Raw genomic sequence first — 13,732 nt, 5'->3', positions numbered from 1 at the left:
CCGTCAGGCGCTCTTTTTGGCAATTAATCGTTCCGGGATAACGAAACTAAAGCGGGTTCCCTTACCCAGGGTACTCTGGATATCAAGACGGCTTTCATGGTGATTCACCGCGTGTTTCACAATCGCCAGCCCCAGGCCGCTCCCCCCCGTCTGCCGCGATCGCGCTTTATCCACCCGGTAGAAGCGCTCGGTCAGACGCGGAATATGCTCCGGGGCGATCCCCGGCCCGTTATCCTCCACGCTAAACTCGGCGCCTGCCGGCGTATGCTGCCAGCGCACCACGATATCCGTTCCTTCCGGCGTATGGTTTACCGCGTTGTACACCAGGTTGGAGATAGCGCTACGCAGTTCATCCTCGCTGCCCAGCACCTTCAGCGCGTTGTCGACGTCAAAGGTCAGCTGATGTTTTTTATGGCTTAACGTCTGCGCTTCACGCTCGACGACGCGCAGCATCATTGGCACATCAATGGTGTCATTCAGCGCAAGAGAAGGCGCCGCTTCAATCTTTGACAGCGTCAGCAGCTGCTTCACCAGCCCTTCCATACGGTGCGTTTGCTCGCGCATCGTATGCAGCGCTTTTTCACGCGGCGCGCCTTCCAGGGTTTGCTCCTGCATCATCTCCAGGTAGCCCTGCAGCACGGTCAACGGGGTGCGTAGTTCGTGGCTGACGTTGGCGAAGAAGTTACGACGCGCCCCTTCCAGCTGGTGCATCTGGGTCACGTCGCGCGCCACCATCAGCCACTGGCGATCGCTGTAGGGCATCACGCGGATTTCCAGATGGCGACCGTTATTCAGCTTCAGATTGTGGGGACGGGTGAAATCACGCTTTTTCAGATACAGCGTGAACTCGGGATAACGCAGAAGGTTGAGGATGTTCTGACCATTGTCGTCCGGCCAGCGCAGGCCCAGCAGCTGTTGCGCAAGCCCGTTACACCAGAAAATAGTTCCTTCTTCTGTCGTCAGGATCACCGCATCCGGCAGCGACTCTGCGCCGCTGCGAAAGCGTTTGATCAGGCTTCCCAGCTCGCGGCGACGCTTTTTATTACGCATCTGCATCTGGTGCAGGCCGTACAGCAGCGGCTCCCAGCTGCCGCTTCCCGGCGGCGGGGTCATACTGCGGTCCACCCACAGCCACCAGGAGAGACGCAGCAGGTTCCAGAAATGCCAGGCTAACAGCCCGGTGACCGCCGCCAGCAGAAACCACGGCAGATGCCCAAGTAAGGCCCCCAGAAGAAGGGCCGGAATACAGCATAAGATCAGTTCAAAGACGAGCCTTTTCCATGACAGACGTTCCAGCACGCGTCACACTCCTGTCATTATTCAGAAACGGGTCGAGAAACGATAACCCGTGCCGCGGACCGTCTGTACCATGCGATCGTGGCCGCTCAGTTCCAGCGCTTTTCGCAGGCGGCGAATATGTACGTCAACCGTCCGGTCTTCGACATACACGTTAGTTCCCCAGACGTTATTCAGCAACTGCTCGCGGCTGTAAACGCGTTCCGGATGGGTCATAAAGAAGTGCAGGAGTTTAAATTCGGTAGGCCCCATGTCGAGGGGATTTTCGCCGGTCATCACGCGGTGTGACGTTGGGTCAAGGCTGAGGCCCTGCATCTCGATCACCTCTTCGACCGCCATCGGGGAAATACGGCGCATGACGGCCTTAATGCGGGCAACCAGCTCTTTCGGGGAGAAAGGCTTGGTAATGTAATCGTCCGCGCCGGTCTCCAGACCGCGCACGCGATCCTCTTCCTCTCCGCGCGCCGTGAGCATCACCACCGGGATGTCGCGGGTCAGCGCTTCACGCTTCAGATGTTTGATAAACTGCAGTCCGGAGCCGCCGGGCAACATCCAGTCAAGCAGAATCAGATCGGGCCAGGGTTCATTCAGCTGGTTCACCGCGCTGTCATAATCTTCCGCTTCAACCGGCTGGAAGCCATTTTGTTCGAGCACGAAGCACACCATTTCACGAATTGGAGCTTCATCTTCTACGACCAGAATACGTCTCGCCATACTTTGCCCTGTCTTATCTTATTTAAGTTACAAGTTTGTAATGCGGCGCCATTATGCGTCAGATTTATGACAGATTTATGAAAAACAGTACCACTATAAATGGCAAACTGTTGTTTTATTACAGCGGTTATTTTCCTTTCCCTGACAGTTTATAATCGCCCGCATCGTTTTTCGCCACGGATCTCCTATGCGCATACTTCACACCTCGGACTGGCATCTGGGTCAAAATTTTTACAGCAAAAGCCGTGCGGCTGAACATGAAGCGTTCCTGAACTGGCTTCTGAAAACGGCCCAGGCGCACGAGGTGGATGCCATTATTGTGGCGGGTGACATCTTTGATACCGGTTCGCCGCCGAGCTATGCGCGTGAACTGTATAACCGCTTCGTGGTGAACCTGCAGCAGACCGGCTGTCATCTGGTGATTGTCGCCGGTAACCATGACTCCGTCGCCACGCTCAATGAATCCCGCGACATCCTGGCGTTTCTCAATACCACCGTGGTCGCCAGCGCCGGGCACGCGCCGCAGATCCTGAAAAAACGCGACGGGTCACCGGGCGCGGTACTGTGTCCGATTCCCTTTTTACGTCCGCGCGACATCGTGCAAAGCCAGGCGGGACTGTCGGGCGCGGAAAAGCAGCAGCATTTATTGCAGGCCATCACCGACTACTATCACCAGCAGCACGCGGAAGCCTGTGCCCTGCGCGGTGAACAGGCCATTCCGGTCATTGCCACCGGGCACCTCACTACCGTCGGGGCCAGCAAAAGTGACGCGGTCCGCGAGATCTATATCGGTACGCTGGACGCCTTTCCGGCGCAAAACTTCCCGCCCGCGGACTACATCGCGCTCGGGCACATTCACCGCGCCCAGGTCATCGGCGGCTGCGAGCATATCCGCTACTGTGGCTCCCCTATTTCGCTCAGCTTCGATGAAACCGGAAAAGCCAAATCCGTGCATCTGGTGAGCTTTGATGAGGGCAAACTCAGCGCCGTCGAGACGCTGGAAGTGCCGGTCACCCAGCCGCTGGCGGTGCTGAAGGGCGATCTGGCTGCCATCACCGCCCAGCTTGAGCAGTGGCGCGGCGCTGAGCTTAACCCGCCCGTCTGGCTGGATATTGAAATCACCACCGATGACTACCTGCACGATATGCAGCGGAAAATTCAGGCGCTGACCGAAGAGTTGCCGGTTGAGGTGCTGCTGGTGCGCCGCAGCCGCGAGCAGCGCGAGAAAATTCTGCTCGGCGCCCAGCGCGAAACGCTTAGCGAACTGCGCGTAGAAGAGGTGTTCGAGCGCCGACTGTCGCAGGAAGAGATCGATGATGCAAAGCGCGTCAGGCTCAACGAGCTGTTCAGCCATACTCTGCACGCCCTCAATGACGAGGAAGAAAACGCATGAAAATTCTGAGCCTGCGCCTGAAAAATCTCAACTCCCTCAAGGGCGAGTGGAAAATTGACTTCACTGCGGAGCCTTTTGCCAGCAACGGCCTGTTTGCCATCACTGGCGCAACCGGCGCGGGTAAAACCACCCTGCTCGATGCCATCTGCCTGGCGCTCTACCACGAAACCCCGCGCCTGAATAAGGTCTCTCAGGCGCAAAACGATCTGATGACGCGCGATACCGCCGAGTGCCTGGCGGAAGTGGAATTTGAGGTGAAAGGCGTTGCCTATCGCGCATTCTGGAGCCAGAACCGGGCGCGCAACCAGCCGGACGGGAACTTGCAGGCACCGCGCGTGGAGCTGGCCCGCTGCGAGGATGGCAAGATTCTGGCCGATAAGGTGTCGGATAAACTGGAGCAAACCGCGGCGCTCACCGGGCTGGACTACGGCCGTTTTACCCGCTCAATGCTGCTCTCGCAGGGGCAATTTGCCGCCTTCCTGAATGCCAAACCGGCTGACCGCGCAGAACTGCTGGAAGAACTCACCGGCACCGAAATCTACGGCCAGATTTCCGCGATGGTGTTTGAGAAACACAAAGCCGCCCGCAGCGTGCTGGAAAAATGCGAGGCGCAGGCGGCGGGTGTCGTGCTGCTCAGCGAAGAACAACAGCAGCAGTTGCAGCAAAGTTTGCAGGCACTTACTGACGAAGAGAAAACCCTGCTGGCCCAGCAGCAAAGCCAACAGAAAGATTTTCAGTGGCTTACGCGTCATGACGAGCTCGTGCGGGAGCAGCAGCGCGTTACCGCCCTGCAGCAGCAGGCGCAACAGGCGCAGGCGAACGCGGCGCCGGAACTGGCAAAACTCCAGCTTGCCCAGCCCGCCGCCCAGCTTCGTCCGCTCTGGGAGCATCAGCAGGAGCAAACCGCACGTCTGACGCAAACCCAGCAGCGAATTAACGAAGTAAATACTCGCTTACAGACCAAAACAGCACTGCGCGCGCGGATCCGCAATACCGCCCTGCGTACCCATGCGCGGCTACAGGCCGAACTGACGGCGCTGGCGCAGTGGCTGGCGGAGAATGAGCGTTATCGCCTGCTGGGCCAGGAAATTGCCGGCTGGCGCGCCCAGTTCTCACAGCTAAACCGTGACAAAAGTCAGCTCGTCGCGTTTGCTGCGCGGATGACTGAGCTACGTAAAAAGCTGGCTGAGATGCCGGAAAATACGCTGACGCTGACGGCGGATGAGGTCAGCGCGGCCATGGAGCAGCAGTCCCGGTCCCGCACGCTACGCCAGCAGCTGACGTCGCTGCATGCCCGCTATCAGCCGCTGCAAAAGCGCCTGAGCCAGAACGGTAAAAGCGTGCAAAAAGCCCAGGCGGAGCAGAGCAAGCTCAATGAAACCCTGGCGCTGCGCCGCCAGCAGTACAAAGAGAAACACCAGCACTATCTGGACCTGAAAGCCCTTTGCGAACGTGAAGCGACGATTAAAAATCTGGAAAGCTATCGCTCACGGCTTGAGGCAGGCAAACCCTGCCCGCTGTGCGGCTCCCACGAGCATCCTGCCGTGGAGACCTACCGTTCGCTTGAGCTGACGGATAACCAGCGTCGCCGTGATGCACTCGAAAAAGAGGTCGCCGCGCTTAAAGAGGAAGGCCTGCTGGTGCTGGGACAGGTTAATGCCCTGGCTCAGCAGATCCAGCGTGAGACAGACGAAGCGCAGGCCTTGTCTCAGGAAGAGCAAGCGCTCACTAAAGCGTGGCTGGAGGCGTGCGCGTCTTTGAATATCGCATTGAATATTCAGGAGGATATCGCGCCATGGATGAACGAGCAGGAACACTACGAGCGCCAGCTTTACCAGCTCAGCCAGCGTCTGAACCTGCAAAACCAGCTGAACGAGCAGGAAGCGCAGGAACGCCAGTATCAGCAGCAGCGCACCGCAACGCGCCAGGCGCTGGAACATACCCTTCTCGCGCTCTCGCTTAGCGTTCCCGAAGAGGGTAATGAAGCCGACTGGCTGCATGCCCGCGAAGCGGAATTTGCCCACTGGCAGGAGAAGCAAACGCAGCACGGCGTGCTTCAGGAACGCGTGAGCGCGCTGAAGCCGCTGCTCGACACGCTTCCGGCAACACACGGCGAAGAGGCTGAGCCGGCCATTCCTGATGACTGGCGCGACATCCATAATGAATGCGTGTCGCTGCAAAGCCAGCTCGCCGCCCTGCAGCAGCAGGAGGCGCTGGAGCGCGAGCGCCTGCAGCAATCGCAGACGCAGTTCACCGCGGCGCTCTCCGCAAGCTGTTTTGCCAATCGGGATGCGTTCCTTGCCGCGCTGCTGGATGACGATGCTGTTCGCCGCCTCGAACAGCTGAAACAGTCGCTGGAAAACCAGCTACAGCAGGCCGCGGCCCTCTCCGGCCAGGCTAATCAGCAGCTGCAGGCGCACCTTGCGCTGCGCCCGGAAGAACTTGACGCGGATGCGTCTACCCTGCAAAGCCAGCTGCAGCAGCTGGCGCAACGGCTTCGTGAGAACACCACGCATCAGGGCGAGATCCGCCAGCAGCTTAAGCAGGACAGCGATAACCGCCAGCATCAGCAGGCGTTAATGCTGCAAATTGAAGAGGCCGCGCGCCAGGCCGACGACTGGGGTTATCTCAACGCGCTGATCGGCTCCAGCACCGGCGACAAATTCCGCAAGTTCGCTCAGGGGCTGACGCTGGATAACCTGGTCTGGCTCGCAAACCAGCAGCTTAACCGCCTGCACGGCCGTTATCTCCTACAGCGTAAGGCCAGCGAGGCGCTGGAGCTGGAAGTGGTCGACACCTGGCAGGCCGATGCGGTGCGCGATACGCGCACGCTCTCCGGCGGCGAGAGCTTCCTGGTCAGCCTTGCGCTGGCGTTAGCGCTTTCTGACCTGGTCAGTCACAAAACGCGGATTGATTCCCTGTTCCTGGATGAGGGGTTCGGCACGCTCGACAGTGAAACGCTGGATACCGCGCTGGATGCGCTCGACGCACTGAACGCCACCGGGAAAACCATCGGGGTGATTAGCCACGTCGAGGCGATGAAAGAGCGCATTCCGGTGCAGATCAAGGTGAAGAAGATCAACGGACTGGGGTATAGCAGGCTGGACAGGGAGTTTGCGGTGGGGTGAGTGTTGGGTCGATTCGGTCTGGTGCCCTCTCCCTGGCCCTCTGAACATCAAAAACGGCAACGCAAGTTGCCGTTTTGCGTTTACTCCGGCCATAACCACGCCGCGCCGCGCACGCCGCTGGAGTCGCCGTGGACGGCTTTGCGGATCGGGGTTTCGCACTCGCCGCCGAAGACCCACTGTTTCACCAGATTTGGTACCGTGGCGTACAGCCGGTCAACGTTGCTCATGCCACCGCCGAGAACAATCACGTCCGGATCGAGAATGTTCACCACGTGCGCCAGCGATTTCGCCAGACGCATTTCGTAGCGGCTAAGCGCCAGTTCGGCCACCGGATCCTGTTCTTCCACCAAACGCATAATCTCGTTCCCCTTGAGCGGCTGGCCGCTCAGGCGGTGGTAGTCGGTTGCAAAACCGGTGCCGGAGATAAAGGTCTCAATACAGCCCTGCTTGCCGCAGTAGCACGGCACCTCGGCGCGGTATTTAAGCTCGTCTTCATCCATCCACGGCAGCGGGTTGTGCCCCCACTCACCCGCGGTGCCGTTGCCGCCGATGTGGGCGCGTCCGCCAAAGGCCACGCCCGCGCCGCAGCCGGTACCGATAATCACCGCAAACACGGTCTGCGCTCCTGCGGCTGCACCATCAACGGCCTCTGAGACCGCCAGGCAGTTAGCGTCATTCGCCAGACGCACTTCCCGGTTCAGACGCTGGCTCAAATCCTTATCAAACGGCTGACCGTTGAGCCAGGTAGAGTTGGCATTTTTCACCACACCCGTATAAGGCGAAATGGAGCCGGGGATCCCCATCCCGACCGTGCCCCTCTCGCCCGTCGCCTGCTCGGCCATATCAACCAGCCGGGCAATCGTCTCGATCGTCTGGTGATAATCATCGCGCGGCGTCGGCAGACGGTGGCGGAACAGCTGTTCCCCCTGCTCGCTTAATGCGATGACTTCTGTTTTGGTGCCGCCCAAATCAATCCCAATACGCACAAGACTCTCCTCATTATTTTGATTATCAACAGAGTAGAAGCACGCTTCCCGATTAGCAATGCAAGCGATGCGACAATTCGTTATCATGCCCGCTGATTTAACGACAAGGCCGTGGAAATTATCATGCTGTGGTTCAAAAATTTGATGGTTTACCGTCTCAGCCGCGACGTTTCGCTGCGCGCAGAAGAGATGGAAAAACAGTTAGCCGCTTATAGCTTTTCCCCTTGCGGTAGCCAGGATATGGCGAAAACCGGTTGGGTTCCGCCAATGGGTTCGCAAAGCGATGCACTGACCCACGCCAGCAGCACGGGTCAAATCATCGTCTGCGCCCGCAAAGAAGAGAAAATTCTGCCCACGCCGGTGGTTAAGCAGGCGCTTGAAGCAAAAATTTTCAAGCTGGAAGCCGAGCAGGGCCGCAAGCTGAAAAAAACCGAAAAAGATTCGCTGAAGGATGAAGTGCTGCACTCTCTGCTGCCGCGCGCCTTCAGCCGCTTCAGCCAGACGATGATGTGGATCGATACCGTTAACGGGCTGATCATGGTGGACTGCGCCAGCGCCAAAAAAGCGGAAGATACGCTGGCCCTGCTGCGTAAAAGCATCGGCTCTTTACCGGTCGTACCGCTGGCGCTGGAAACGCCGATTGAGCTGACCCTGACCGAGTGGGTCCGCAGCGGTACCGCGGCGCAAGGTTTCCAGATTCTGGACGAAGCCGAGCTGAAAGCCCTGCTGGAAGATGGCGGCGTGATCCGCGCGAAAAAGCAGGATCTGGTGAGCGACGAGATCGCCGTACACATTGAAGCGGGCAAAGTGGTCACCAAACTGGCGCTCGACTGGCAGCAGCGCATTCAGTTCGTGATGTGCGACGACGGTTCCGTGAAGCGTCTGAAGTTCTGCGACGAGCTGCGCGATCAAAACGAAGATATCGACCGGGAAGATTACGCCCAACGCTTTGACGCGGACTTTATCCTGATGACCGGCGAACTGGCCGCGTTAATTCAGAATCTGGTGGAAGGTCTCGGCGGCGAAGCGCAGAGATAATTTCCCCTCACCCTGATCCTCTCCCCAAAGGGGAGAGGAAAGAAGATTATTTCAGGTAGCGGCACAGATAAGAGGTCGGTTCAGCGACCTGCAAATGAAATTCGCTGTGGCCAGGGACGTTGAAAACTTGCCCGGCAGCGTAAACTTTCCATTCCGTTTCACCCGGCAGTAAGACGTTCAGCGCGCCGCTGACCACCGTCATCTCTTCCGCTTCCGCCGTGCCAAAGGTGTATTCCCCTTCAGCCATAACACCCACACTGGCGCGGCCAGTGCTGCTGCTGGTAAAACCGATGGATTTCACTTTACCGGAAAAGTATTCGTTACTTTGAAGCATGAACTGGCCCTTATATTCAGAGATAAAAATTCACTATAGGGGCCATGCTCATCACCTGTCACGCAAAATCATTACGTCAGAAGTTCTGAAGCCAGGCGAGCCATCAGAACGTTGGATAACAGCACCGGCACGTCCAGCGCCTTTTGCAGTAAATCCCGGTGATGCTGGTGAAAACCAAGACAGTCCAGAATCAATACATCCGCCCCTCTCTCCAGCAGCTCCTTCCCGGCAGCAATGAGTTTAGCCTCGCTGTCCCAGAAGGGGTTTGCCAGCGCATACAGGGGCGTTTTTTCGAGCACGTGCCACTTTGCTTCCTGGTTGTCCATAAGCTCCTCGATGGGCACAATGACCCCCACCTGATGCCCGTCAACAATGGAGGCTACCAGCGGAGGAATAATGCGCATCGGCTCAAGCAAAATCGCATTGCGCGCGATGAGCCCCTTAATGGGGGCGGTGCTCATCAGCAAAATAACGTCATATTGCTGATTATCGAGTACTTCTATTACTGCCTGCAGCGAACGCTCAATTTTCTGCCGAGAAACATGCGCCAGTTTACCGTCGCTTAATAACGTCGCCAGGGGATCCTCCCCCGCCTCTACAGCGTAGTCTTCCATGACCTCTTCCCGGCTCATCTTACCCAGCAGGCTGAGATGCGTGATCTGTTGTTCAGATACATGCTCGGTTAAGAGCGGTAACACTTCGCTTACAGGGACCACACCAATGGTGAGGATCGCCAACGTTGCCTTCATCTTCTTCGCCTTCCATCACTACAAAAACGTAAACACAGGTACAGGCTCTCTACGCTGTACAGTTCGTTTTTTCAACAAAACAGCACCAAGCGTAGCAGGCGATCTCTACCCCGAAATGTAAAGATCGCCTGCCGGTAACGGAGCTACCTGTAATAACTAAATATTAACTCCTGCTTAACATTTGCGATGAGTAAAAAGTGTGATTCAGGCACGGTATTGGAGCGTTTAGGAAAACATTCACGACTTTTCTGGATCTTCGTAGCGCCGTTTGGCATCCAGCGCTTCCTGTTCAGTCTCATGTTCACTGATCAGCGAGTCCGGTTTGGGGTGATCGGCACGCAGCTGGTACCAGATGACGGTCTGGTCGCCATTGCCTTTTTCAACGGTAACAATACGTGCTTCGCGCGGATAGGGAGGTCTGGTTGGCATAGCTCATCCTTTTTTTATGTCTGAGCTATCAGTATAGACGGCGGTTAGCTGGCACACGCCAGACGCAGGGCGGTAATAATCTGAATTACCACATCTTCCGGGGCCGCAGAGGCATCCACAACATGGTGTGCCGCTTCACGGTAGAGGGCATCACGCTCGGCCAGCACTTCGCTCACCTCTTCGCTGAGCGGTCGTGACGTCAGCGCCGGGCGTTGTCCCTCTTCAGGAAATGCTTCAAGTCGCCCTACCAGAGCCGCCACCGGCGCGCAGAGATAGATCACAATGCCTTTTTCGCGCATAAAGTGACGATTACATTCGGCCAGAACAATACCGCCTCCCGTCGCAATGACGGCTGACGGCGTGGTGACCGCTTTCAGCGCGGCCGTTTCGCGGGCGCGAAAGCTTTCCCATCCCTCTTGCTCCACGATGTCTGCGATGGTTTTGCCGGCCTCGGTCTGCAGCCAGTGGTCGGTATCAACAAACTGACGATGACATGCGCGTGCCAGTTCCACGCCAACGGTGGTTTTCCCACAGCCGCGGGGGCCAACTAAAAAGATGGGTTGGGTCATAGCCAGGTGTTCCCCTTGATGCCGAATGGCTGAAGAGTGTAAAGAAATAATTGCAGAAGATGTGTCGAATACTTTACTGCAAAGCGGTACGGGATGACAACCCTGTGGAGGCCACACTGTACCACATATTGACAATAATTATCATTACGCCGTACGGCGCTTCACTTCCAGCAGCCATTTATCCAGTTCGGCAGCAAACTGCTGGCGATCGCGCTGGGACAGGCTGTCCGGTCCACCGGTCTGCACGCCGCTGGCCCGCATCGTATCCATAAAATCACGCATAGTGAGTTTTTCCCGGATGGTTGAAGGCGAATAACGCTCGCCGCGCGGATTGAGCGCCGCCGCCCCTTTCTCCAGCACTTCCGCCGCCAGCGGAATATCGGCGGTGATGACCAGATCTTCCGCGCTGCACAGACGAACGATTTCATTATCCGCCACGTCGAACCCGGCCGGCACGCGGAGGGAGCGAATGAACCGCGAAGGCGGGACGCGAATATTCTGGTTCGCCACCAGCGTCAGCGGCATCTGAACGCGCTCGGCGGCGCGGAATAAAATCTCTTTAATCACATTCGGACACGCGTCCGCATCAACCCAAATCGCCATGTTGTCTCCCCATAATGACTCTGCCGACTATTGTCGCCTGCATTTCGTTGTTAAGCTATCAATCAGAGAAAACAACGCATAATGACGGAGAATCATGATGGACAAGAAAATCGGGTTTATCGGCTGCGGTAACATGGGCAAAGCCATCCTGGGCGGCCTGATCGCCAGCGGGCAGGTTCTGCCGGGTCAGATTTGGGTTTATACCCCGTCACCGGATAACGTCGCCGCGTTGCGCGATCAATACGGGATCAACGCCGCCGAAAGCGCGCAGGAGGTGGCCCAGGTTGCCGATATCGTCTTTGGTGCCGTTAAGCCGAACATCATGATCAAAGTGTTAAGCGACATCACCTCCAGCCTGAATAAAGAGACGCTGGTCGTGTCGATTGCCGCAGGCGTGACGCTCGATCAGCTGGCGCGCGCGCTGGGCCACGATCGTAAAATCGTCCGCGCGATGCCGAATACCCCCTCACTGGTCAACGCCGGTATGACCTCCGTCACCCCTAACGCGCTGGTGACTTCAGAAGAGGTGGCGGACGTGCTAAACATTTTCCGCTGCTTCGGCGAGGCGGAAGTGATTGCAGAATCCATGATCCATCCGGTGGTCGGCGTGAGCGGTTCAGCCCCCGCGTACGTTTTCATGTTTTTAGAAGCGATGGCGGACGCCGCCGTGCTTGGCGGTATGCCGCGCGCGCAGGCGTATAAATTCGCCGCGCAGGCAGTGATGGGCTCCGCCAAAATGGTGCTGGAGACCGGTAAACACCCGGGTGAACTGAAGGATATGGTCTGCTCCCCGGCCGGTACCACCATCGAAGCGGTGCGGGTGCTGGAAGAACGCGGGTTCCGTTCTGCGGTTATCGAAGCGATGGCAAAATGCATGGAAAAGTCAGAGAAGCTGAGTAAATCCTGATGTCTGGCCGGGCGTCAGGCGGCCACTTCGGTGCGGCCGCGCCCGGCATTTTTCGCCTTATACAGCGCCACATCTGCCGCCTTCAACCATTCCCGATAGTGTACAAACTGCGGCCCCCAGGGGGCCACGCCCACGCTGATGCGCAGAGGCTCCTTCGGCGCGCACGGTAACGACAGCGTTTCCAGCCGCGCGTGAACCCGCGACATGACGGCGATGGCGCTTTCAGCGGCCGTCTGGGACATAATCACCGCGAACTCATCCCCGCCAAACCGGCCTATCGCATCGCCTGACCGTACCGACATCTGAAGCTGGCGGGTAATGGCCACGATGGCCTTGTCGCCTGCGTCGTGCCCCCAGGTATCGTTGATGTTTTTAAAGTGGTCGATATCAATCAGCAATATCGTGGCGGTGCAGTGGCTCCGGCGACAGTGCTCAAATTCATTGCGCAGCAGCATTTCCCAATGTCGGCGGTTAAACACCCCGGTCATACCGTCACGGGTGCTCATCATTTCCAGCCGTCGCTTATGTTCCGCCAGCCTGACGGCCGTTCGATGGCTAAGCCAGGCAAACAGCATGGGATAAAGCATAAGGACAGGAAGCGTTAAGCCCCACTCCAGCGCCCCCGGATTAAAGGGCAGCGCTCTGCCAGCAAGCGGTAACGTAAGCAGCGCAGTAAGCAGGGTGAGCACGATCCCCGCGATAAAAAGGCGGCAGCCGCCAGAGCCCATCATGTTCATCCCCACCATCATCACCAGCGCCGCAGTGGGTAATACATACATCCCCATCACGCCGATCCAGACCCCGGCTATAACGGCATCCATCTTGAGGTTAAAAATTTCCTGCTGATGAGGTGAAGCGGCGCGGCAGGATAACTGCCAGGCAAAGTGCGGCCAGATGAATGCCCACCCCACCAGCAACAACCACCAGCCGCCGGGTAAAAAATGGCTGACCAGAATTTCCGCCACCGGGACAAACATCGCCGCCAGCCCGACAACGCGCGCCAGCCGGGCTCGCCTGGCAAACTGGATGCCGGTACGGTGAGGGTCATCCTGAGAAAGGGTTAAACTCCACTCTTCCCGAATGCGCTTTTTGTAGTAATAAATGTCATCATTCATCATTTTTGGGAATATTCTGAAACATTTTCCCAAATTATAGAGAGGGGGTCTGCGGGGAAAGTATGAAATTTCGGGTGAGCCGCCGGAGCCGCTCACCCGTTAGAACTACACTTTTTTCTTCAGGCAGGCACTCATGAACTTGCTGCGATCGTCGCCCTTGAGGGACTGTTCTGTTGCTTTCGCATTACACTCGCGCATTTTTTGCTGCTGCGGCGTCAGGCTTTTTTCGCCGGGTTTCGCGGCGCCGTTTTTCAGGCAGTCGCTCATGTAGGTTTTACGTGCATCCCCCTTCAGACTCTGGGACGTCGCCTGTTGATTACAGGTGGTCATGCGTTGCTGTTGCGGCGTTAATGTTTTTTCTTCCGCGTTCGCCGAGGAGATCAGGAACAGGCCGGAGAGCAGAGTAACCAGTAATGTTGTTTTCATTGCACCATCCTTTTGTGAACATTCCCTGTAAGTCTGGTTCGTGAC

General features: G+C 57.4%; 14 protein-coding genes. 4 read left to right on the top strand and 10 right to left on the bottom strand.

Features of this window, described 5'->3' with window-relative positions; translation table 11 throughout:
* Positions 1-3 precede the first annotated feature (3 nt).
* Both phoR and phoB read right to left on the bottom strand, forming a co-directional pair.
* A complete protein-coding gene (gene phoR / locus IM295_RS00495; protein WP_193050716.1) occupies positions 4-1,299 on the bottom strand; it encodes a phosphate regulon sensor histidine kinase PhoR in 1,296 nt (431 codons plus the stop codon).
* A gap of 21 nt (positions 1,300-1,320) precedes the next feature.
* On the bottom strand, positions 1,321-2,010 hold the full coding sequence (phoB, locus tag IM295_RS00490; RefSeq protein ID WP_008503265.1) for a phosphate response regulator transcription factor PhoB: 690 nt from the start codon (positions 2,008-2,010) through the stop codon (positions 1,321-1,323).
* A gap of 187 nt (positions 2,011-2,197) precedes the next feature.
* On the opposite strand from phoB, the gene sbcD reads away from it, so the two are divergent.
* The gene (sbcD, locus tag IM295_RS00485) at positions 2,198-3,403 is read left to right on the top strand and encodes an exonuclease subunit SbcD (protein ID WP_136342916.1); all 1,206 of its coding nucleotides are present in this window, start codon (positions 2,198-2,200) and stop codon (positions 3,401-3,403) included.
* Positions 3,400-6,531 (top strand): exonuclease subunit SbcC, encoded by a 3,132-nt coding sequence (gene sbcC, locus IM295_RS00480; protein WP_193066074.1) that lies wholly within the window; start codon positions 3,400-3,402, stop codon positions 6,529-6,531. The genes sbcD and sbcC overlap by 4 nt, the downstream gene beginning before the upstream one ends.
* A gap of 80 nt (positions 6,532-6,611) precedes the next feature.
* On the opposite strand, the gene mak is transcribed toward sbcC, so the two are convergent.
* Positions 6,612-7,517, bottom strand: coding sequence for a fructokinase (gene mak, locus IM295_RS00475; protein WP_047367594.1), 906 nt, complete (start codon positions 7,515-7,517; stop codon positions 6,612-6,614).
* A 123-nt stretch (positions 7,518-7,640) separates the two neighbouring features.
* Here mak and rdgC point away from each other — a divergent pair, with 123 nt between their 5' ends.
* A complete protein-coding gene (gene rdgC / locus IM295_RS00470; protein ID WP_014882739.1) occupies positions 7,641-8,555 on the top strand; it encodes a recombination-associated protein RdgC in 915 nt (304 codons plus the stop codon).
* 46 nt (positions 8,556-8,601) lie between these two features.
* Here rdgC and ppnP read toward each other — a convergent pair whose 3' ends face one another.
* From ppnP to IM295_RS00445, 5 genes are all read right to left on the bottom strand, one after another.
* Positions 8,602-8,889, bottom strand: coding sequence for a pyrimidine/purine nucleoside phosphorylase (gene ppnP, locus IM295_RS00465; RefSeq protein WP_008503270.1), 288 nt, complete (start codon positions 8,887-8,889; stop codon positions 8,602-8,604).
* A gap of 71 nt (positions 8,890-8,960) precedes the next feature.
* On the bottom strand, positions 8,961-9,638 hold the full coding sequence (locus tag IM295_RS00460; protein ID WP_028012129.1) for an AroM family protein: 678 nt from the start codon (positions 9,636-9,638) through the stop codon (positions 8,961-8,963).
* A 237-nt stretch (positions 9,639-9,875) separates the two neighbouring features.
* Positions 9,876-10,067, bottom strand: coding sequence for a protein YaiA (gene yaiA / locus IM295_RS00455; RefSeq protein ID WP_028012128.1), 192 nt, complete (start codon positions 10,065-10,067; stop codon positions 9,876-9,878).
* 44 nt (positions 10,068-10,111) lie between these two features.
* Positions 10,112-10,636 carry a shikimate kinase AroL gene (aroL, locus tag IM295_RS00450; protein ID WP_028012127.1) on the bottom strand — a complete coding sequence of 175 codons (525 nt, stop codon included), beginning with the start codon at positions 10,634-10,636 and terminating at the stop codon, positions 10,112-10,114.
* A 144-nt stretch (positions 10,637-10,780) separates the two neighbouring features.
* Positions 10,781-11,239, bottom strand: a complete 459-nt coding sequence (locus tag IM295_RS00445) for a YaiI/YqxD family protein (RefSeq protein ID WP_010428006.1) — start codon at positions 11,237-11,239, stop codon at positions 10,781-10,783.
* A 97-nt stretch (positions 11,240-11,336) separates the two neighbouring features.
* Between IM295_RS00445 and proC the strand changes: the two genes are divergently transcribed.
* The gene (gene proC, locus IM295_RS00440; protein ID WP_041911103.1) at positions 11,337-12,146 is read left to right on the top strand and encodes a pyrroline-5-carboxylate reductase; all 810 of its coding nucleotides are present in this window, start codon (positions 11,337-11,339) and stop codon (positions 12,144-12,146) included.
* A 14-nt stretch (positions 12,147-12,160) separates the two neighbouring features.
* Here proC and adrA read toward each other — a convergent pair whose 3' ends face one another.
* Both adrA and psiF read right to left on the bottom strand, forming a co-directional pair.
* The gene (gene adrA, locus IM295_RS00435) at positions 12,161-13,264 is read right to left on the bottom strand and encodes a diguanylate cyclase AdrA (RefSeq protein WP_193066073.1); all 1,104 of its coding nucleotides are present in this window, start codon (positions 13,262-13,264) and stop codon (positions 12,161-12,163) included.
* A gap of 102 nt (positions 13,265-13,366) precedes the next feature.
* A complete protein-coding gene (gene psiF / locus IM295_RS00430) occupies positions 13,367-13,687 on the bottom strand; it encodes a phosphate starvation-inducible protein PsiF (RefSeq protein WP_041911105.1) in 321 nt (106 codons plus the stop codon).
* Positions 13,688-13,732: the final 45 nt, after the last annotated feature.

It is taken from the genome of Enterobacter cloacae complex sp. P14RS (assembly GCF_014895895.1).
Classification (GTDB): domain Bacteria; phylum Pseudomonadota; class Gammaproteobacteria; order Enterobacterales; family Enterobacteriaceae; genus Enterobacter; species Enterobacter bugandensis.
This window is presented reverse-complemented; position numbering and strand designations above follow the sequence as displayed.

Bases quoted from the DNA above. Each gene is read 5' to 3' on its own strand.
- phoB (WP_008503265.1), bottom strand. From the start codon at position 2,010: ATGGCGAGACGTATTCTGGTCGTAGAAGATGAAGCTCCAATTCGTGAA.
- sbcD (WP_136342916.1), top strand. From the start codon at position 2,198: ATGCGCATACTTCACACCTCGGACTGGCATCTGGGTCAAAATTTTTAC.
- sbcC (WP_193066074.1), top strand. From the start codon at position 3,400: ATGAAAATTCTGAGCCTGCGCCTGAAAAATCTCAACTCCCTCAAGGGC.
- rdgC (WP_014882739.1), top strand. From the start codon at position 7,641: ATGCTGTGGTTCAAAAATTTGATGGTTTACCGTCTCAGCCGCGACGTT.
- ppnP (WP_008503270.1), bottom strand. From the start codon at position 8,889: ATGCTTCAAAGTAACGAATACTTTTCCGGTAAAGTGAAATCCATCGGT.
- IM295_RS00460 (WP_028012129.1), bottom strand. From the start codon at position 9,638: ATGAAGGCAACGTTGGCGATCCTCACCATTGGTGTGGTCCCTGTAAGC.
- yaiA (WP_028012128.1), bottom strand. From the start codon at position 10,067: ATGCCAACCAGACCTCCCTATCCGCGCGAAGCACGTATTGTTACCGTT.
- aroL (WP_028012127.1), bottom strand. From the start codon at position 10,636: ATGACCCAACCCATCTTTTTAGTTGGCCCCCGCGGCTGTGGGAAAACC.
- IM295_RS00445 (WP_010428006.1), bottom strand. From the start codon at position 11,239: ATGGCGATTTGGGTTGATGCGGACGCGTGTCCGAATGTGATTAAAGAG.
- proC (WP_041911103.1), top strand. From the start codon at position 11,337: ATGGACAAGAAAATCGGGTTTATCGGCTGCGGTAACATGGGCAAAGCC.
- adrA (WP_193066073.1), bottom strand. From the start codon at position 13,264: ATGATGAATGATGACATTTATTACTACAAAAAGCGCATTCGGGAAGAG.
- psiF (WP_041911105.1), bottom strand. From the start codon at position 13,687: ATGAAAACAACATTACTGGTTACTCTGCTCTCCGGCCTGTTCCTGATC.